This is a genomic window from Streptomyces sp. NPDC097640, assembly GCF_040302705.1.
In the GTDB taxonomy this organism is placed as follows: domain Bacteria; phylum Actinomycetota; class Actinomycetes; order Streptomycetales; family Streptomycetaceae; genus Streptomyces.
This window is the reverse complement of sequence record NZ_JBEOSB010000018.1, coordinates 105,189-120,717: the sequence shown is the minus strand read 5'-3', so window position 1 is coordinate 120,717 and position 15,529 is coordinate 105,189. Positions and strand designations below refer to the sequence as shown.

Genomic DNA, 15,529 nt, shown 5'->3' with positions numbered 1-15,529 from the left:
TCGGGCCTGCACCCCGATCCGCCGTTATGGCACGGTGACCTGTTTGCAGCCCAAAGCGACGGCGCCGTCGCTCGGGGCAGCGATCCCCATGTCATGTCGCGGCGCCGCCGGTTGAGTTGCCGCCGTCCGACCCCTCCCGTTGGGTCCGGGCGGCCGGACGGGAAAGCGGGGCCAAGGTTCGTCACAGTACTCCATTCGGGCCGCTCAGGTGGAGCGGCGCGCCAGCCGAGTTCTCGCCGCGCGGGGCCCGTGGACCGGGAATCGGGCGGTGTCGCCCGTGAAGTGGGTGGCAAGTTTCACATGATCGACAGAAACGGAACGATCTAATTCGTTTTTGCCCGCTTCCCTTCATGTGCGGGAACGAATGTGCGGATGCGTCAGTCGCCCAGCACCCGCCGCAGATAGTCGTTGCCGAACCGCCGCTCCGGATCGAGCCGGTCGCGGACGGCGGTGAACTCCCCGAAGCGCGGGTAGACCTCGGCCAGATACGCGGCGTCGCGGCTGTGCAGCTTGCCCCAGTGCGGGCGCCCGCCGTGGGCGGTCATGATCTGCTCGGCGGCGGTGAAGTACTCCCGGTGCGGGGTGCCCCGGTACAGATGCACCGCGATGTAGGCGGTCTCCCGGCCGGAGGCGGTGGACAGCGGGATGTCGTCGGCCGGTGCGGTGCGCACCTCCACCGGGAAGCCGACCCTCAGGCCCGAGCGCTCCACGGTCGCCTTGAGCTCGCGCAGCGCCGTGACCGCGGCCTCGCGCGGCACCGCGTACTCCATCTCCACGAAGCGGACCCGGCGCGGACTGGTGAAGACTTTGTAAGGGATGTCCGTGTACGTGCGGGCCGACAGCGCCCGGCTGGAGATCTTGGCGATGCCGGGGATGGTGGCGGGCACCGCCCGCCCCACCGAACAGGCCACCTGGAAGATGCCGTTGGAGAGCAGTTCGTCGTCGACCCAGCCGCTCACCCGGCCCAGCGGAGCGGCGGGCCCATCGGCGCGGTTGTTGCGCTTGGTGTTGCAGTTTCCGGTGTGCGGAAACCAGTAGAACTCGAAGTGCTCGTTCTCGGCGACAAGTTGGTCGAAATCCGCCATGACCTGGTCGAAGGGCATGGGTTCCTCGCGCGCGGTGAGCAGGAACTCCGGCTCCACCGCGAAGGTGATCGCGCTGACCACGCCCAGCGCCCCGAGCCCGATCCGGGCGGCGGAGAAGATCTCCGGGTTCTCCCGGTCCGAGCAACGCAGCACCGAGCCGTCCGCCGTCACCAGCTCCAGGCCCCTGATCTGGGCGGCGATCGACGCGCTTGACCGGCCGGTGCCATGCGTGCCGGTGGCGGTGGCCCCCGACACCGTCTGCTCCATGATGTCGCCCATATTGGTCAGCGACAGGCCGTGCGCCGACAGGGTCTGGTTGAGCTGCCACAGCGGGGTGCCGGCCGCGACGGTCACCGTCCCCGCCTCCCGGTCGATCTCCCGGACCCCGGCCAGCCGCTCGGGACGTATCAGCAGCCCGTCCGTGGCGGCCACGGCCGTGAAGGAGTGCCCGGTGCCCACCGCCTTCACCCGCAGGCCCTCCTCGGCCGCGCGGCGCACCACCTCGGCCAGCTCCGCGGTGGACGAGGGGGCGATGCTGCGCGCGGGCCGGGCGATCACATTCCCCGCCCAGTTACGCCACACGCCGCTCCGGCTGGTCCTCATGGTCCTTACGGTTCTTACGGCCATCCGCACCCGACCCCTCCCGCTGTGGCGCCGACCGCAGCCGGCGGTACCCGAGGAACGCCACCGCCGCCGCGAACGCCCCGGCCACGGCCGGCACCGCGTACCCCGCGCGCGCCCCGGAGGCGTCGACCACCCAGCCGGCGGTCGACGAGCCGAGCGCCACTCCGACCGAGAGCCCGGTGCTCACCCAGGTCATGCCCTCGGTCAGTCGTGCGCGTGGCACGTGCTGTTCGACCAGGGCCATGGTGGTGACCATCGTCGGTGCGACGGCCAGGCCCGCGACGAAGAGCGCCACGGCCAGAAACGAAAGGTTCCCGACCAGTTGGAGGGGGATCATACTCACGGCGATCGCACAGACACCCAGCAGCCACCTACGGGGCGCCGAGCCGGTGAGGCGCAGCAGCCCGAAGACCGCGCCCGCCAGGCAGGACCCCGCCGCATAGATGGCGAGCACCACGCTCGCCGCGGCCTTGTGGCCCTGCTCCTCGGCGAAGGCCACCGTCACCACGTCGATCGCCCCGAAGAGCGCGCCGACGGCCGCGAAGGTGGTCACCAGCACGAGCAGCCCGGCCGAGCGCAGCGTCGCGCCGCCGGTGTGGTGCTCGCGGGGATGCGGCACCGGCTCGGTGGCGCGCTGTGCGGTCAGCGCCACCACCCCGATCGCCAGGAAGCAGCCGGCCAGCAGGGGGCCCGCCTCCGGGAACCAGGCGGTGGACAGCCCGACGGACAGGATCGGGCCGACGATGAAGCAGACCTCGTCGACGACGGACTCGAAGGCGTACGCGGCGTGCAGCTTCCGCGGCTCGTCCCGGTAGAGCGCCGCCCAGCGGGCCCGCACCATCGCCCCGAGGCTCGGCACGCACCCGGCCGCCGCGGCGAACGCGAACAGCGTCCAGTCCGGCCAGCGCAGATGCGCGCTCAGCAGCAGCCCGGCGAGGGCGGTGAGCGCGACGAGTGCGGCCGGCCGCAGCACCCGGCTCTGGCCGTGCCGGTCCACCAGCCGGGAGACCTGGGGGCCCAGCACCGCCGAGGAGATCGCGAGTGTTGCCGCCACCGCGCCCGCCAGGCCGTACCGGCCGGTGAGCTCGGAGATCATGGTGACCACGCCGATGGATTCCATCGAGATCATCAGCCGGCCGGGGAACCCCGCGGCGGCGAACCCCTTGGTGCCGGGGGCGGCGAAGATCGCGCGATAAGGGCCGGGACTGGGCAAGGGGTGGCTCCGCGGGTGGGCAGGTCGTGGGCAGGGCGATGAGCAGGTGAGCGGCCGAGCGGGTAAGGAACGTAGACGCCGACACAGGTTACGGGCATCCACAGGGCGGCGCAGGTGCATTTCCCGCCCGTCAGTGCCGGGTGGCAGGATCGGGAACATGCCGGATCAGTCAGCCCAGCCATCCCACGCTCGGTCCTCCGCCCCGTACGACGCCCTGTTGTTGCTCTCCTTCGGCGGTCCCGAGGGTCCGGAAGACGTGGTGCCGTTCCTGGAGAACGTGACGCGCGGGCGCGGCATCCCCCGCGAGCGGCTGAAGGAAGTGGGCCGGCACTACTTCCTCTTCGGCGGCGTCAGCCCGATCAACGCGCAGAATCGCGAGCTGCTCCAGGCGCTGCGCAAGGACTTCGCGGAGCACGGCCTCGAGCTGCCCGTCTACTGGGGCAACCGCAACTGGGCGCCCTATCTGACCGACACCCTGCGCGAGGTGGTCGCCGACGGCCACCGCCGCGTCCTCGTGCTGGCCACCAGCGCGTACGCCTCGTACTCCGGCTGTCGCCAGTACCGCGAGAACCTCGCCGACGCGCTCGCCGCGCTGGAGGCGGAGGGCCTCGAGCCGCCGCGCGTCGACAAACTGCGGCACTACTTCAACCACCCCGGCTTCGTCCGTCCCATGATCGACGCGACGCTCGCCGCGCTCGCCGAGCTGCCCGAGGCGGTGCGCGCCGGAGCCCACCTCGCCTTCACCACACACTCCATCCCGACCGCCGCCGCCGACACCTCCGGCCCGCCGCGGGACCACGGGGACGGCGGCGCGTATGTCGCCCAGCACCTCGACGTGGCCCGGCTGATCGCGGACGCGGTGCGCGAGGAGACCGGCGTGGAGCACCCCTGGCGCCTGGTCTACCAGTCGCGCAGCGGCGCCCCGCACATCCCCTGGCTGGAGCCGGACATCTGCGACCACCTGGAGGAGGTGCACGGCGTGGGCGCCCCCGCCGCCGTGATGGTCCCGATCGGCTTCGTCTCGGACCACATGGAGGTCAAGTACGACCTCGACACGGAGGCGGCGGCCAAGGCCAAGGAGCTGGGGCTGCCGGTCGCGCGCGCCTCGACCGTGGGCGCGGACCCGCGCTTCGCGGCCGCGGTGCGCGAGCTGGTGCTGGAGCGCGCGGCCACCGAGCGCTTCGCCGCCGGCCGGGAGGCCGCCGCGCCGCAGCGCTGCGCGCTGGGCGCCCTCGGCCCGAGCCACGACCTCTGCCCGGCGGGCTGCTGCCCGGCCCGGGCGCCGCGGCCCGCCGCCGCGGGCACGGACTGAGCGCGCGCCACCGCCCCGGCCCGGGAAGCCCGGCCACCACGCCCGCCCGCACGCCTGCCTGCACGCCTCAAGGAGCACTAGGAGCACGATGACCGACTCCCTCACGACCGAACTGCTCGACGTCGCCCTGGAGGCCGCCCACCGGGCGGGAGAGCTGCTGCGCGACGGCCGCCCGGCCGACCTCGGCGTGGCCGCCACGAAGAGCAGCCCCATCGACGTGGTCACCGAGATGGACCTGGCCGCCGAGAAGCTGATCACGGACTTCCTCGCCGAGCGCCGCCCCGACGACGGCCTGCTGGGGGAGGAGGGCGCGAGCACCGAGGGCAGCAGCGGGGTGCGCTGGGTGATCGACCCGCTCGACGGCACGGTCAACTACCTCTACGGCCTGCCGGCCTGGGCGGTGAGCATCGCCGCCGAGCGGGACGGCGAGACGGTCGTGGGCGTGGTGACGGCGCCGATGCGCCGCGAGACGTACCAGGCGGTCCTCGGCGGCGGCGCGTACGTCGTGGCGCACGAGGGACCGGGGAGCCGGGAGCGGATCCACTGCCGCCCCGCGCCCGGGCTCGACCAGGCGCTCGTGGGCACCGGCTTCGGCTACCTCACCGAGCGGCGCGTCGGCCAGGCCGAGGTCGTCCGCGTGCTGGTGCCCAAGGTGCGCGACATCCGGCGCGGCGGATCGGCCTCGATCGACCTGTGCGACGTGGCCTGCGGCCGGCTCGACGCGTACTACGAGCGCGGCCTGAACCCCTGGGACTACGGGGCCGGCGAGCTGATAGCCCGCGAGGCGGGCGCGCTGACCGGAGGCCGCCCGGGCGTCCTGGCGTCCGGCGAGCTCACCATCGCCGCGCCCCCCGGCCTCTTCGAGCCGCTCCAGCGGCTCCTGGAGGACCTGGGCGCCTGGCACGACTGACGAGCGCCCCGACCGGGTGCCGACCGCCTGAGGGCCCCGTCGAGGGACAGCACGGCGCCCCGGTGCCACAAGGGCAGCCGGGGCGCCGCGGAGTCGGTGACGTGGGTGCCGGAGGACCGCCGTCAGGCGATCGCACCGACCTCCACGCCATGTTCGGCGGCGAGTCGGCGGAGGTCTTCAAGCTCCGACAGCTCGACGTCGGCAAGGAAGTCGTCGCCCGTCTCACGGGCGCGGGTGAGGTCGGACTTGGTGGTCTCTATACGCTGCAGAATCCCTGCGGTGAACGCGTCCATGTGCGCCCCCTCGTCGTGGGTCGGTGGCACGGGGGTGTGCCGACGGCGGGACGATCACGTGCGTGGTCCCTGCTGATGGCACAGATGCTTGTGGGATGCCACATACAGGGCGTGATCGCGGGTGTGCAGTCGTCCTCCCCATCGCTCCGCGAGCGGAAACCTCTGCCGAAAAAGAATCTTGAGCAGTCCCTTCCGGATCCCCCTTACCGCCGGTTTATGAGCCTTCGAGGCAGGATGGAGGCGCCGGGCGCCGACCGAGTCCGGCCGGATCGAGCCCATAGGGCCCAAGGGAAGGACTGACCACCGTGCGTGTACTCGTCGTCGAGGACGAGCAGCTGCTCGCCGATGCGGTGGCCACCGGACTGCGCCGGGAGGCCATGGCCGTCGACGTCGTGTACGACGGGGCCGCCGCCCTGGAGCGGATCTCGGTCAACGACTACGACGTGGTCGTCCTCGACCGGGACCTGCCGCTGGTCCACGGCGACGACGTGTGCCGCAAGCTCGTCGAACTCGGCATGCCCACCCGCGTGCTGATGCTCACCGCCTCCGGCGATGTCAGCGACCGCGTCGAGGGCCTGGAGATCGGCGCCGACGACTATCTGCCCAAGCCGTTCGCCTTCAGCGAGCTGATCGCCCGGGTGCGGGCGCTCGGCCGCCGCACCACCGTCGCGCTGCCGCCCGTCCTGGAGCGCGCCGGGATCAAGCTGGACCCCAACCGCCGCGAGGTCTTCCGGGACGGCCGGGAGGTCCAGCTGGCCCCCAAGGAGTTCGCGGTGCTCGAGGTGCTGATGCGCAGCGAGGGCGCCGTCGTCTCCGCCGAGCAGCTGCTGGAGAAGGCGTGGGACGAGAACACCGACCCGTTCACCAACGTGGTCCGGGTCACCGTCATGACGCTGCGCCGCAAGCTCGGCGAGCCCGCGGTGATCGTCACCGTGCCCGGCTCCGGCTACCGGATCTGACCGGGCATGGCCACGACCCCGCTTCCGCCCACCGCACCACCCAAGCCCAGCTGGGACCCGCGGCCGTCGAGCCCGCGGCCCTGGCTGCGCCCCACGATCCGGATACGTCTCACCCTGCTGTACGGCGGGATGTTCCTGATCGCCGGCGTGGTGCTGCTGACGATCATCTATCTGCTCGCGGCGGACGTTCTCCAGGGGAGCAGCAAGCTTCCCTTCCAGATCGTCAAGATGGACTACAGCCTCACCGACCCCAGCTGTGAGCTGCCGAGCAACAGCAGCACCACGCTGTTCAACCAGGCGGTGGCCCAGTGCATGAACCACCAGCGCGCCCTCGCCCTCGACGCCCTGCTGCGCCGGTCGCTGCTGGTGCTGCTCGGCCTGGCCGTGCTGGCCTTCGCCTTCGGCTACGCCATGGCCGGCCGGGTGCTCTCGCCGCTGGGCCGGATCACCCGCACCGCGCGCCAGGTCGCGGGCTCGGACCTGTCCCGGCGGATCAAGCTGGACGGCCCGGACGACGAGCTGAAGGAGCTGGCCGACACCTTCGACGAGATGCTGGAGCGCCTGGACCGCGCGTTCACCGCCCAGCAGCGGTTCGTCGCCAACGCCTCGCATGAGCTGCGCACCCCGCTGGCGATCAACCGCACCCTGCTGGAGGTGCAGCTCTCCGACCCGCAGGCGTCCCCCGATCTGTCCCAGCTCGGCAAGACGCTGCTGGCCACCAACGAGCGCAGCGAGCAGCTGGTGGAGGGGTTGCTGCTGCTCGCCCGCAGCGACAACGAGATCGTCGACCGCAAGCGCGTGGACCTCGCCGAGGTCGCCTCCCAGGCGCTGGAACAGGTCCGTACGGAGGCGCAGGACAAGGGCGTGGAGGTACGGGGGGTGCGCGACCCCGCCGTCGTCCAGGGCAACGGTGTGCTGCTGGAGCGGATCGCGCTGAACCTCATCCAGAACGCGGTGCGGTACAACGTCCCCGAGGACGGCTGGGTGGAGGTGACCACCGAGGTCCAGGAGGGGACGGGGCAGGCGGTGCTGGTGGTGGCGAACACCGGGCCGGTGGTCCCGGCCTACGAGCTGGACAACATCTTCGAGCCGTTCCGCAGGCTGCGCACCGAGCGCACGGGCAGCGACAAGGGCGTCGGGCTCGGTCTGTCGATCGCCCGCTCGGTGGCCCGGGCCCATGGCGGGCGGATCACCGCCGAGCCGCGGGACGGCGGAGGCCTGGTCATGCGCGTGGTGCTCCCGCTCTGAGGCGGCGGATCCCGCGCCGGAGCCTGGGGCGGAGCGCGCGCCGGAGAAGGTCCTGGACATCGCCGTGAGCGCGTTCGCTTTGGGAGGAATTTTGGCGATCCGACCCCCGCCTGTATCCTGTGTGATCGATCACATGGGCGAATTTCAAGCCATATACTCTGTGTGATCGTCACGACCGGTGGAAAGCCGGGAAAGTCCGGGTTTCCCGAGGTCGTGATCACGGGAAGTACACGTGAGGGCGCATGTGGATGCGACTTTCGGACCGTGTACGGTCCCGATCGCCATCCAAGCCGATCACCTCTTCAGGGGTGCGGTTGGGTGTCGATTGAGTAACAGACCTTGATGTGAGGCAAAATCTCCGCCTCGGGTCGGGCACAAGTCCGGCCTCTCACGCGTTACGTGCGCTGGAGACACCGCAGACACCCAGAGGGGGAGAGCGACATGGCAACGGATTACGACACCCCACGCAAGACCGACGACGACGTCAACGAGGACAGCATTGAGGAGCTGAAGGCCCGGCGTAACGACAAGTCCGCGTCGACTGTCGACGTGGATGAGTTCGAGCAGGCCGAGGGCTTGGAGCTGCCCGGCGCGGACCTCTCCAATGAGGAGCTGTCCGTGCGGGTGCTGCCCCGCCAGGCCGACGAGTTCACCTGCATGAGCTGCTTCCTTGTGCACCACCGCAGCCAGCTGGCCGCCGAGACCAAGAACGGCCAGCCGATCTGCCGCGACTGCGCGGCGTAGCCGCGGGTCAGGCGTGGACGCGGAGCATGGTGACGTGACCGGAGCGCACGTCGAGCGAGGCCGGCTGGCCTCGCTCGTGGCCGCCGTCGGCCAAGGCGCCCGGAAGGGAGGCGAGCGCGCAAGAGCGGGGGTCTACGCGGTCGCCGACCGGATCGTCGCGAACGCTCCACGCATCCCGGTCCGCGACCTGGCCGCGCTGCGCAAGCAGTTCCCCGGGCTCGGCCCGGAGGAGATCGCGGACAAACTGGTGGCCGGTGCGGCCAATGGCACCTCCACCGTGGGCGCGGGCGTCGGCGCCGCGGCGATGCTGCCGGCCCCGCCCGCCATGCCCACCGAGCTGGCCGCCGAGATCATCGGCGTCGCCTCGATAGAGATCAAGCTCATCGCCGAGCTCCATGAGGTCTACGGGGTGCGCGCGCCCGGCACCGTCCGGCAGCGCGCTATCGCGTACCTCGGGTCCTGGGCCGAGGAGCGCGGCATCGACGCCGCCGTCCCGGCCAGCGTGAACGCCGCGCTCGGCGTTCAGATGAAGCGTGAGCTGCGCCAGCAGGTCCTCAAGCGCAGCTTCCGCAATCTGCCGAACCTCGCGCCCTTCATGATCGGCGCCACCGTGGGCGCCGCGATGAACCGGCGCGACACCAAGAAGCTCGCGCGGAAGATCCGCAAGGATCTGCGCGCCCGGCAGGTGCCCTGGATCGCGCTCCCGCCGCTGGAGGCATAGCCCGCGCGGCTACTGGGCCCGTACGGCCGAGAGCGCGGCCGACAGGCCCTCGGGGTCGCGGGTCGAGACGTAGACATACGGCGTCGGGTCCTGCGGGTCGGTGACCTCCACCCGCAGCGCGGTCGGGATGTAGCTGCGCAGCAGCATGAACGCCCGCGGATCGGCCTTGTAGGTGCGCCAGGCGACCGCCTCGTCGCGGTCCAGTGTCTCGGCCGTGCCCAGCGCCGCCACCGGGATCTTCGCGTCGCCCGCGACCAGCGAGCCCGCCACCACCCGGATCCGCACGGAACCGTACGAGCTCACCACGACGGCGGAGGCCGCCGCCCCGCCGATCAGTCCGCCGAGCATGGGCAGCGTCCCGAAGGGGAGCATGATCAGCGCCGTCGCCACCCCGATCAGAAATGCGATGAACCACCATGAACGGGGTGCGGTCAGGCGTTCTTCGTAAGGCTGCATGGGCTCAAGCTTGGCATGGCCGCCGACCGGCGCTTCCCGCGCGGGTAAGGTCAGCCGTTGTGAGTGGAACAAGGACCGCGCTGAACCCGCCTGACGGCTCCAGGGCACCCGTCAGGCACCCCGACGCCCCGGCGCCCGGAGACGTGCTCGGCGGGCACTACGAGGGGTGTTTCGGCTGCGGCCAGGAGCACGGTCTGCGCCTTGAGATCCGGGCGGGGGCCGGCGTGAGCGTCACGGCCGAGTTCACCGTGGACCCCATCCACCAGGGAGCGCCGGGCCTCGCCCATGGCGGGGTGCTGACCTCGGCGCTGGACGAGACGCTCGGCTCGCTCAGCTGGCTCCAGCGGGTGATCGCGGTGACCGGGCGGCTGGAGACGGACTTCCTCCGGCCGGTGCCCGTGGGCACCGTGCTGCATCTGGAAGCGCGGGTGACCGCGGTGCACGGACGCAAGATCTACTCCGAGGCCACGGGCCGGATCGGCGGCCCGGACGGCCCGGTCGCGGTGCGCGCCGCCGCGGTCTTCATAGAGGTCAAGGTCGACCACTTCCTCAAGAACGGCCGGCCGGCGGAGATCGACGCGGCGCTCGCCGATCCGGACCAGGTGAAGCTCGCGCGCGCGTTCGAGGTGAATCCATGAGCGCGCCGTGGTCGGAGAAGCTGCCGGTGAAGGGAACAAAGGCGAAGGTGAAGGCATGAGTGTGACGCCCGTAGACGTGTTGATCCGCAGGGTGGACCCCGAGGTGCCGATCCCCGCGTATGCCCACCCCGGCGATGCCGGTGCCGACCTCGTCACCACGGAGGCGGTCGAGCTCGCCCCCGGTGAGCGCGCCGTACTGCCGACCGGAGTGTCTATCGCGCTCCCGGACGGGTATGCCGCCTTCGTGCATCCGAGGTCCGGACTCGCCGCCCGCTGTGGGGTCGCCATGGTGAATGCGCCCGGGACCATCGATGCCGGGTACCGTGGAGAAATCAAGGTGATCGTGGTCAACCTGGACCCGCGCGAGAGCGTGCGGTTCGAGCGCCTCGACCGGGTCGCCCAACTGATCGTCCAGCAGGTCGAGAAGGTGCGCTTCCACGAGGTGGCGGAGCTTCCCGGTTCGGCGCGGGCCGACGGGGGCTTCGGGTCCACCGGCGGTCATGCCGCCGTGGACGGTTCAACGGGTAGGGCATCGGGTGGGAATAGGTACGCTTCGGTCGGTTCCGACCGGGAAGGACGATGACGTGTTCGGACGTCGCCGCAAGCGCAGCAAGGACGAGGACGTCGAGTCGCTCGACGTGGCCTCCGAGGAGTTGGCCGAGGATGCGGAGGACGCCGCGGATCCCGGAGAGGACGCCGTCGCCGAGAGGGTGAGCCTGCCCCCGGCGCCGCGCCCCGAAGGGCCGTGGGACGTATCCGAGGTGCGTGAGCCCGGTGAGGGCCGGGTGGATCTGGGCGGCCTGTTCGTGCCCGGGGTCGAGGGCATGGAGCTGCGGGTGGAGGTCGCGGGCGACGCGATCGTCGCCGCGACGGTGGTGCTGCGGGACAGCGCCGTCCAGCTCCAGGGGTTCGCAGCGCCCAAGAAGGAAGGCATCTGGGGCGAGGTGCGCGACGAGATCGCCACCGGCATCACCCAGCAGGGCGGGGTCGTCGACGAGGTCGAGGGCCCGCTGGGCTGGGAGCTGCGCGCCCAGGTGCCGGTGCAGCTGCCCGACGGCAAGAACGGTGTGCAGGTGGTCCGCTTCGTCGGGGTGGACGGGCCGCGCTGGTTCCTGCGCGGGGTGATCTCCGGGCAGGGCGCGGTGCAGCCCGAGACCGGCAGCCTGCTGGAGGCGGTCTTCCGGGACACGGTCGTGGTGCGCGGCGAGGGCCCGATGGCCCCGCGCGACCCGATCGTCCTCAAGCTGCCGGACGACGCGCAGATGGTGCCGGACGGGGTGCAGCAGGAGGAGGCGCAGGGCTCGCGGTTCGCGGGCGGCGCCGACCGGCTCCAGCGCGGACCGGAGATCAGCGAGGTGCGCTGAGCGCCCGCCGCGCGCGGCCGTCACCAGTCAGTCCGAGCCCGAGGGGCCCGGGAGCCAGGCTCCCGGGCCCCTCGGCTTGCCCGGGTGACCTGCGCTTTTCCTCGCAGCAGTTTTTTTCTCGGGGCACGTTGAACACAGCCGTCACCCCGCCCGTACTGATGGGCGCGAGACCTTGCGCGACCCGGAGCAGGGGCAGGACGGGGCGCGACCAGTAGACCGTTGCTGTTTGTGACCTCACGAGGTGATCAGATGTCCCGTGGCCTTCCGTTACTGCACCGTCGGCGCGTCATAGTTGTCGGTGCCATCGGCGGTGTTACCTGCGCGGCTGTCGCGGTGGGAGCCGCCATGGCCGGGCAGGACGGCTCGGGAGCGAGCAACAACGCGAGCACCAAAGCGGCGTCCTCCATCAGCTGCCCCGACGTGACGGGCTCCCTTCCCGAGATTCCCGCCCAGGCCCAGGCGGAGGTGGACCGCAACCTGGCGCTGTTGCAGACGCAGATCGACGAGGCCAACAAGCGGCTGGCCTCGACGGTGGGGCAGGGCGGCCCGAACTTCGTCCAGAACGCGATCCTCGGCCCGCTGGCGGACAAGCGGAAGTCCACCCTGGACCGCATCGCGATCTCCATCGGCCGCCATGCCGAGAAGCCCCAGGGGCTGGACGCGCTCTCGGAGTGCGCCCTGGGCGCGGGCGGCGACGCGGGGGCCGGCGGCGACGCGGGCTCCGGCGCGGCGGAGCCGCCCGCGTCCGCCCCGGCCACGGCCGAGCCCACGGATCCGGGCTCCGGGGCGGAGGACGGCGCGGGCTCGGACGCCGGGGCCGGCTCGGGGACCGGGCAGGCGATCAGCTGCCCGGACGTCGCGTCGAAGGTCGGCGCGGTGCCCGCGGCCTCGCAGGCGGAGGTGGACCGCAACCTGACGCTGCTCCAGACGCAGATCGACGAGGCCAACAAGCGGCTGGCCTCGACGGTGGGGCAGGGCGGCCCGAACTTCGTCCAGAACGCGATCCTCGGTCCGCTGAAGGACAAGCGAGCCTCGACCATCGACCGTATCCGCATCTCGATCTCCCGCCAGGGCGCGACCGCCCCCTCTGGTCTTGACGCCCTGGCGGGCTGCTCGCTGGCCTCCGGCTGATTCCAGGTCGTCGGCAGAGCCTGACGCCAGCGGGCGCCGGTGGGCCGCACTCCCTCCCTCGGAGTGCGGCCCACCGGCCTTTTCATGCGTGCGTAAGGAACGTGCGTAAGGAACGTGCGTAAAGAAAGCGTCAATAGTGCGGTCATGGTCGTCAGGGGGGCATCAATAGCGATCAAAAGTGGTCGGAAGGGGGGTTCCTCATCGTCGAGAATCGTCGAGAGCTGACGCTCGTACGACGGGGAAAATGGGGTCATGAGACGCGGCAAGCTTCGGATCTATCTCGGCGCGGCGCCGGGCGTCGGCAAGACGTACGCCATGCTGTCCGAGGGGCACCGGCGGGCCGAGCGCGGCACCGACCTCGTGGTCGGCTTCGTCGAGCACCACGGCCGCCCCCGCACCCAGGTGATGCTGCGCGGCCTCGAAGAAGTGCCCCGCCGGAAGATGGAGTACCGCGAGGCCCTGTTCACCGAGATGGACGTGGACGCGGTCCTGGCCCGCCGGCCCGCCGTCGCCCTCGTCGACGAACTCGCCCACACCAACGTCCCCGGCTCCCGGAACGCCAAGCGCTGGCAGGACGTCGAGGAGCTGCTGCGAGCGGGTATTGATGTTGTTTCCAACCTCAACATCCAGCACCTGGAGTCGCTGGGCGACGTGGTGGAGTCGATCACGGGCGTGCGGCAGCGGGAGACCGTGCCCGACGAGGTCGTCCGCCGCGCCGACCAGATCGAGCTGGTCGACATGTCGCCCCAGGCGCTGCGCCGCCGGATGGCGCACGGCAACATCTACCAGCCCGACAAGGTCGACGCCGCGCTGTCCAACTACTTCCGGCCCGGCAACCTCACCGCGCTGCGCGAGCTGGCCCTGCTGTGGACGGCGGACCGGGTCGACGAGTACCTCCAGCAGTACCGCTCCGAGCACAGCATCCGCTCCACCTGGCAGGCCCGCGAGCGCATCGTCGTCGGCCTCACCGGCGGCCCCGAGGGGCGCACCCTCATCCGCCGCGCCGCCCGGATGGCGGCCAAGGGCTCGGGCAGCGAGGTGCTCGCCGTCTACGTCGCCCGCAGCGACGGCCTGACTTCGGCCTCGCCCAAGGAACTCGCGATCCAGCGCACCCTCGTGGAGGACCTGGGCGGCACCTTCCACCATGTCATCGGGGAGGACATCCCCAGCGCGCTGCTGGACTTCGCGCGCGGGGTCAACGCCACCCAGATAGTCCTCGGCTCCAGCCGCCGCAAGACCTGGCAGTACATCTTCGGGCCGGGCGTGGGCGCCACCGTCGCCCGTGACTCCGGGCCCGACCTCGACGTGCACATCGTCACCCACGAGGAGGTCGCCAAGGGCCGCGGCCTGCCGGTCGCGCGCGGCGCCCGGCTCGGCCGCACCCGGCTGATCGCGGGCTGGCTGGTGGCGGTGGCCGGGCCGGTCCTGCTCACCGTGCTGCTCACCCACGTCGGCGGCGCGCTCGCCTCCGACAGCGGACCGGGCTTCGCCAACGAGGTGCTGCTGTTCCTGTTCCTCACCGTGGTGGCGGCGCTGCTCGGCGGGCTGCTGCCCGCCCTCGGCTCGGCGGCCGTCGGCTCGCTGCTGCTCAACTACTACTTCACCCCGCCCGCCCACACCCTGACCATCGCCGACCCCCAGAACATCTTCGCCATCGCGGTCTTCGTCGCCGTGGCCGTCTGTGTGGCCTCCGTCGTCGACCTCGCCGCGCGCCGCACCCACCAGGCCGCCCGGCTGCGCGCCGAATCCGAGGTGCTGTCCTTCCTCGCCGGCAGCGTGCTGCGCGGCGAGACGAGCCTTACGGCGCTGCTGGAGCGGGTCCGTGAGACCTTCTCCATGGACTCCGTGGCGCTGCTGGAGCGGGAGAGCGACGTCGACCCCTGGACCTGCGCGGGCAGCGTCGGCGGCGGCGGGGGAACGCCGGCGCCCGAGCGGCCCGAGGACGCGGACGTCGACATGCCGGTCGGCGACCACATGGCGCTCGCGCTCTCCGGCCGGGTGCTGCCCGCCGCCGACCGCCGGGTGCTCGCCGCCTTCGCCGCCCAGGCCGCCGTGGTCCTGGACCGGCAGCGGCTGGCCCTCGAGGCCGAGCGGGCCCGGGAGCTCGCCGAGGGCAACCGCATACGCACCGCGCTGCTGGCCGCCGTCAGCCACGATCTGCGCACCCCCCTGGCGGCCATCAAGGCGGCCGTGTCCTCGCTGCGCTCCGACGACGTCGCCTGGTCGCCCGAGGACGAGGCCGAGCTGCTGGAGGGCATCGAGGAGGGCTCCGACCGCCTCGACCACCTGGTCGGGAACCTCCTCGACATGTCCCGGCTCCAGACCGGCACCGTCACCCCGCTGATCCGCGAGATCGACCTCGACGAGGTGGTGCCGATGGCCCTGGTCGGGGTCCCGGAGAGCGGCGTCAGCCTCGACATCCCCGAGGAGCTGCCGATGGTCGCGGTCGACCCCGGCCTGCTGGAGCGCAGCGTCGCCAACATCGTGGAGAACGCCGTGAAGTACAGCCCGGCCGGCCGGCCCGTCCTGGTGTCCGCGAGCGCCCTCGGCGACCGCGTCGAGCTGCGCGTCGCCGACCGCGGCCCCGGCGTCCCCGACAGCGCCAAGGACCGCATCTTCGAGCCCTTCCAGCGGTACGGCGACGCCCCGCGCGGCGCGGGGGTCGGCCTCGGGCTCGCGGTCGCCCGCGGCTTCGTGGAGGCGATGGGCGGCCGGCTGGCCGCCGAGGACACCCCGGGCGGCGGGATGACGATGGTGCTCACCCTGGCCGCCGCCGGCCGGGCGCCGGTCGGCTCCGGGCTGCCCGCCCAGGTCATCTCGTGATCAGCCAC

General features: G+C 71.9%; 15 protein-coding genes. 11 read left to right on the top strand and 4 right to left on the bottom strand.

The features are described from left to right. Positions 1-377 precede the first annotated feature (377 nt). A complete protein-coding gene (locus ABTY62_RS27335; RefSeq protein ID WP_352132053.1) occupies positions 378-1,688 on the bottom strand; it encodes a D-arabinono-1,4-lactone oxidase in 1,311 nt (436 codons plus the stop codon). Then, complete coding sequence (locus tag ABTY62_RS27330) at positions 1,657-2,922, bottom strand: MFS transporter (protein ID WP_352132052.1); 1,266 nt, start codon at positions 2,920-2,922, stop codon at positions 1,657-1,659. The genes ABTY62_RS27335 and ABTY62_RS27330 overlap by 32 nt, the downstream gene beginning before the upstream one ends. Positions 2,923-3,079: 157 nt before the next feature. Here ABTY62_RS27330 and ABTY62_RS27325 point away from each other — a divergent pair, with 157 nt between their 5' ends. Then, entirely contained in the window at positions 3,080-4,234 is a 1,155-nt protein-coding gene (locus tag ABTY62_RS27325) for a ferrochelatase (RefSeq protein ID WP_352132051.1), read from the top strand. An 88-nt stretch (positions 4,235-4,322) separates the two neighbouring features. Then, positions 4,323-5,144, top strand: coding sequence for an inositol monophosphatase family protein (locus ABTY62_RS27320; RefSeq protein WP_352132050.1), 822 nt, complete (start codon positions 4,323-4,325; stop codon positions 5,142-5,144). Positions 5,145-5,266: 122 nt separating this feature from the next. Here ABTY62_RS27320 and ABTY62_RS27315 read toward each other — a convergent pair whose 3' ends face one another. Continuing rightward, on the bottom strand, positions 5,267-5,437 hold the full coding sequence (locus ABTY62_RS27315; protein WP_170066589.1) for a hypothetical protein: 171 nt from the start codon (positions 5,435-5,437) through the stop codon (positions 5,267-5,269). A 305-nt stretch (positions 5,438-5,742) separates the two neighbouring features. Here ABTY62_RS27315 and ABTY62_RS27310 point away from each other — a divergent pair, with 305 nt between their 5' ends. The 4 genes from ABTY62_RS27310 to ABTY62_RS27295 all read left to right on the top strand — a co-directional run bounded on the left by ABTY62_RS27310 (position 5,743) and on the right by ABTY62_RS27295 (position 9,109). After that, entirely contained in the window at positions 5,743-6,396 is a 654-nt protein-coding gene (locus tag ABTY62_RS27310; protein ID WP_311723754.1) for a response regulator transcription factor, read from the top strand. 6 nt (positions 6,397-6,402) lie between these two features. Further along, entirely contained in the window at positions 6,403-7,644 is a 1,242-nt protein-coding gene (locus ABTY62_RS27305) for a sensor histidine kinase (RefSeq protein ID WP_311723753.1), read from the top strand. 441 nt (positions 7,645-8,085) lie between these two features. Next, positions 8,086-8,388, top strand: coding sequence for a DUF4193 domain-containing protein (locus ABTY62_RS27300; RefSeq protein ID WP_009714537.1), 303 nt, complete (start codon positions 8,086-8,088; stop codon positions 8,386-8,388). Positions 8,389-8,401: 13 nt separating this feature from the next. Next, on the top strand, positions 8,402-9,109 hold the full coding sequence (locus tag ABTY62_RS27295; protein ID WP_502997527.1) for a hypothetical protein: 708 nt from the start codon (positions 8,402-8,404) through the stop codon (positions 9,107-9,109). Between the two features lie 9 nt (positions 9,110-9,118). Here ABTY62_RS27295 and ABTY62_RS27290 read toward each other — a convergent pair whose 3' ends face one another. Beyond that, positions 9,119-9,565 carry a DUF3093 domain-containing protein gene (locus ABTY62_RS27290; RefSeq protein WP_352132048.1) on the bottom strand — a complete coding sequence of 149 codons (447 nt, stop codon included), beginning with the start codon at positions 9,563-9,565 and terminating at the stop codon, positions 9,119-9,121. A 59-nt stretch (positions 9,566-9,624) separates the two neighbouring features. Here ABTY62_RS27290 and ABTY62_RS27285 point away from each other — a divergent pair, with 59 nt between their 5' ends. The 5 genes from ABTY62_RS27285 to ABTY62_RS27265 all read left to right on the top strand — a co-directional run bounded on the left by ABTY62_RS27285 (position 9,625) and on the right by ABTY62_RS27265 (position 15,521). Then, on the top strand, positions 9,625-10,203 hold the full coding sequence (locus ABTY62_RS27285; RefSeq protein WP_352132047.1) for a PaaI family thioesterase: 579 nt from the start codon (positions 9,625-9,627) through the stop codon (positions 10,201-10,203). Positions 10,204-10,258: 55 nt separating this feature from the next. Next, positions 10,259-10,786, top strand: a complete 528-nt coding sequence (gene dut / locus ABTY62_RS27280) for a dUTP diphosphatase (protein ID WP_311723749.1) — start codon at positions 10,259-10,261, stop codon at positions 10,784-10,786. A gap of 1 nt (position 10,787) precedes the next feature. Further along, positions 10,788-11,567, top strand: coding sequence for a DUF3710 domain-containing protein (locus tag ABTY62_RS27275; protein WP_352132046.1), 780 nt, complete (start codon positions 10,788-10,790; stop codon positions 11,565-11,567). Positions 11,568-11,816: 249 nt separating this feature from the next. Beyond that, positions 11,817-12,698: a hypothetical protein gene (locus tag ABTY62_RS27270; protein ID WP_352132045.1), complete on the top strand. Its 882-nt coding sequence runs from the start codon at positions 11,817-11,819 to the stop codon at positions 12,696-12,698. A gap of 252 nt (positions 12,699-12,950) precedes the next feature. Next, positions 12,951-15,521 (top strand): DUF4118 domain-containing protein, encoded by a 2,571-nt coding sequence (locus tag ABTY62_RS27265; RefSeq protein WP_352132044.1) that lies wholly within the window; start codon positions 12,951-12,953, stop codon positions 15,519-15,521. Positions 15,522-15,529 lie beyond the last annotated feature (8 nt).

Coding starts and splice junctions, on each gene's coding strand:
- ABTY62_RS27325 (WP_352132051.1), top strand. CDS start 3,080: ATGCCGGATCAGTCAGCCCAGCCATCCCACGCTCGGTCCTCCGCCCCG.
- ABTY62_RS27300 (WP_009714537.1), top strand. CDS start 8,086: ATGGCAACGGATTACGACACCCCACGCAAGACCGACGACGACGTCAAC.
- ABTY62_RS27270 (WP_352132045.1), top strand. CDS start 11,817: ATGTCCCGTGGCCTTCCGTTACTGCACCGTCGGCGCGTCATAGTTGTC.
- ABTY62_RS27320 (WP_352132050.1), top strand. CDS start 4,323: ATGACCGACTCCCTCACGACCGAACTGCTCGACGTCGCCCTGGAGGCC.
- ABTY62_RS27305 (WP_311723753.1), top strand. CDS start 6,403: ATGGCCACGACCCCGCTTCCGCCCACCGCACCACCCAAGCCCAGCTGG.
- ABTY62_RS27315 (WP_170066589.1), bottom strand. CDS start 5,437: ATGGACGCGTTCACCGCAGGGATTCTGCAGCGTATAGAGACCACCAAG.
- ABTY62_RS27335 (WP_352132053.1), bottom strand. CDS start 1,688: ATGAGGACCAGCCGGAGCGGCGTGTGGCGTAACTGGGCGGGGAATGTG.
- ABTY62_RS27290 (WP_352132048.1), bottom strand. CDS start 9,565: ATGCAGCCTTACGAAGAACGCCTGACCGCACCCCGTTCATGGTGGTTC.
- ABTY62_RS27265 (WP_352132044.1), top strand. CDS start 12,951: ATGAGACGCGGCAAGCTTCGGATCTATCTCGGCGCGGCGCCGGGCGTC.
- dut (WP_311723749.1), top strand. CDS start 10,259: ATGAGTGTGACGCCCGTAGACGTGTTGATCCGCAGGGTGGACCCCGAG.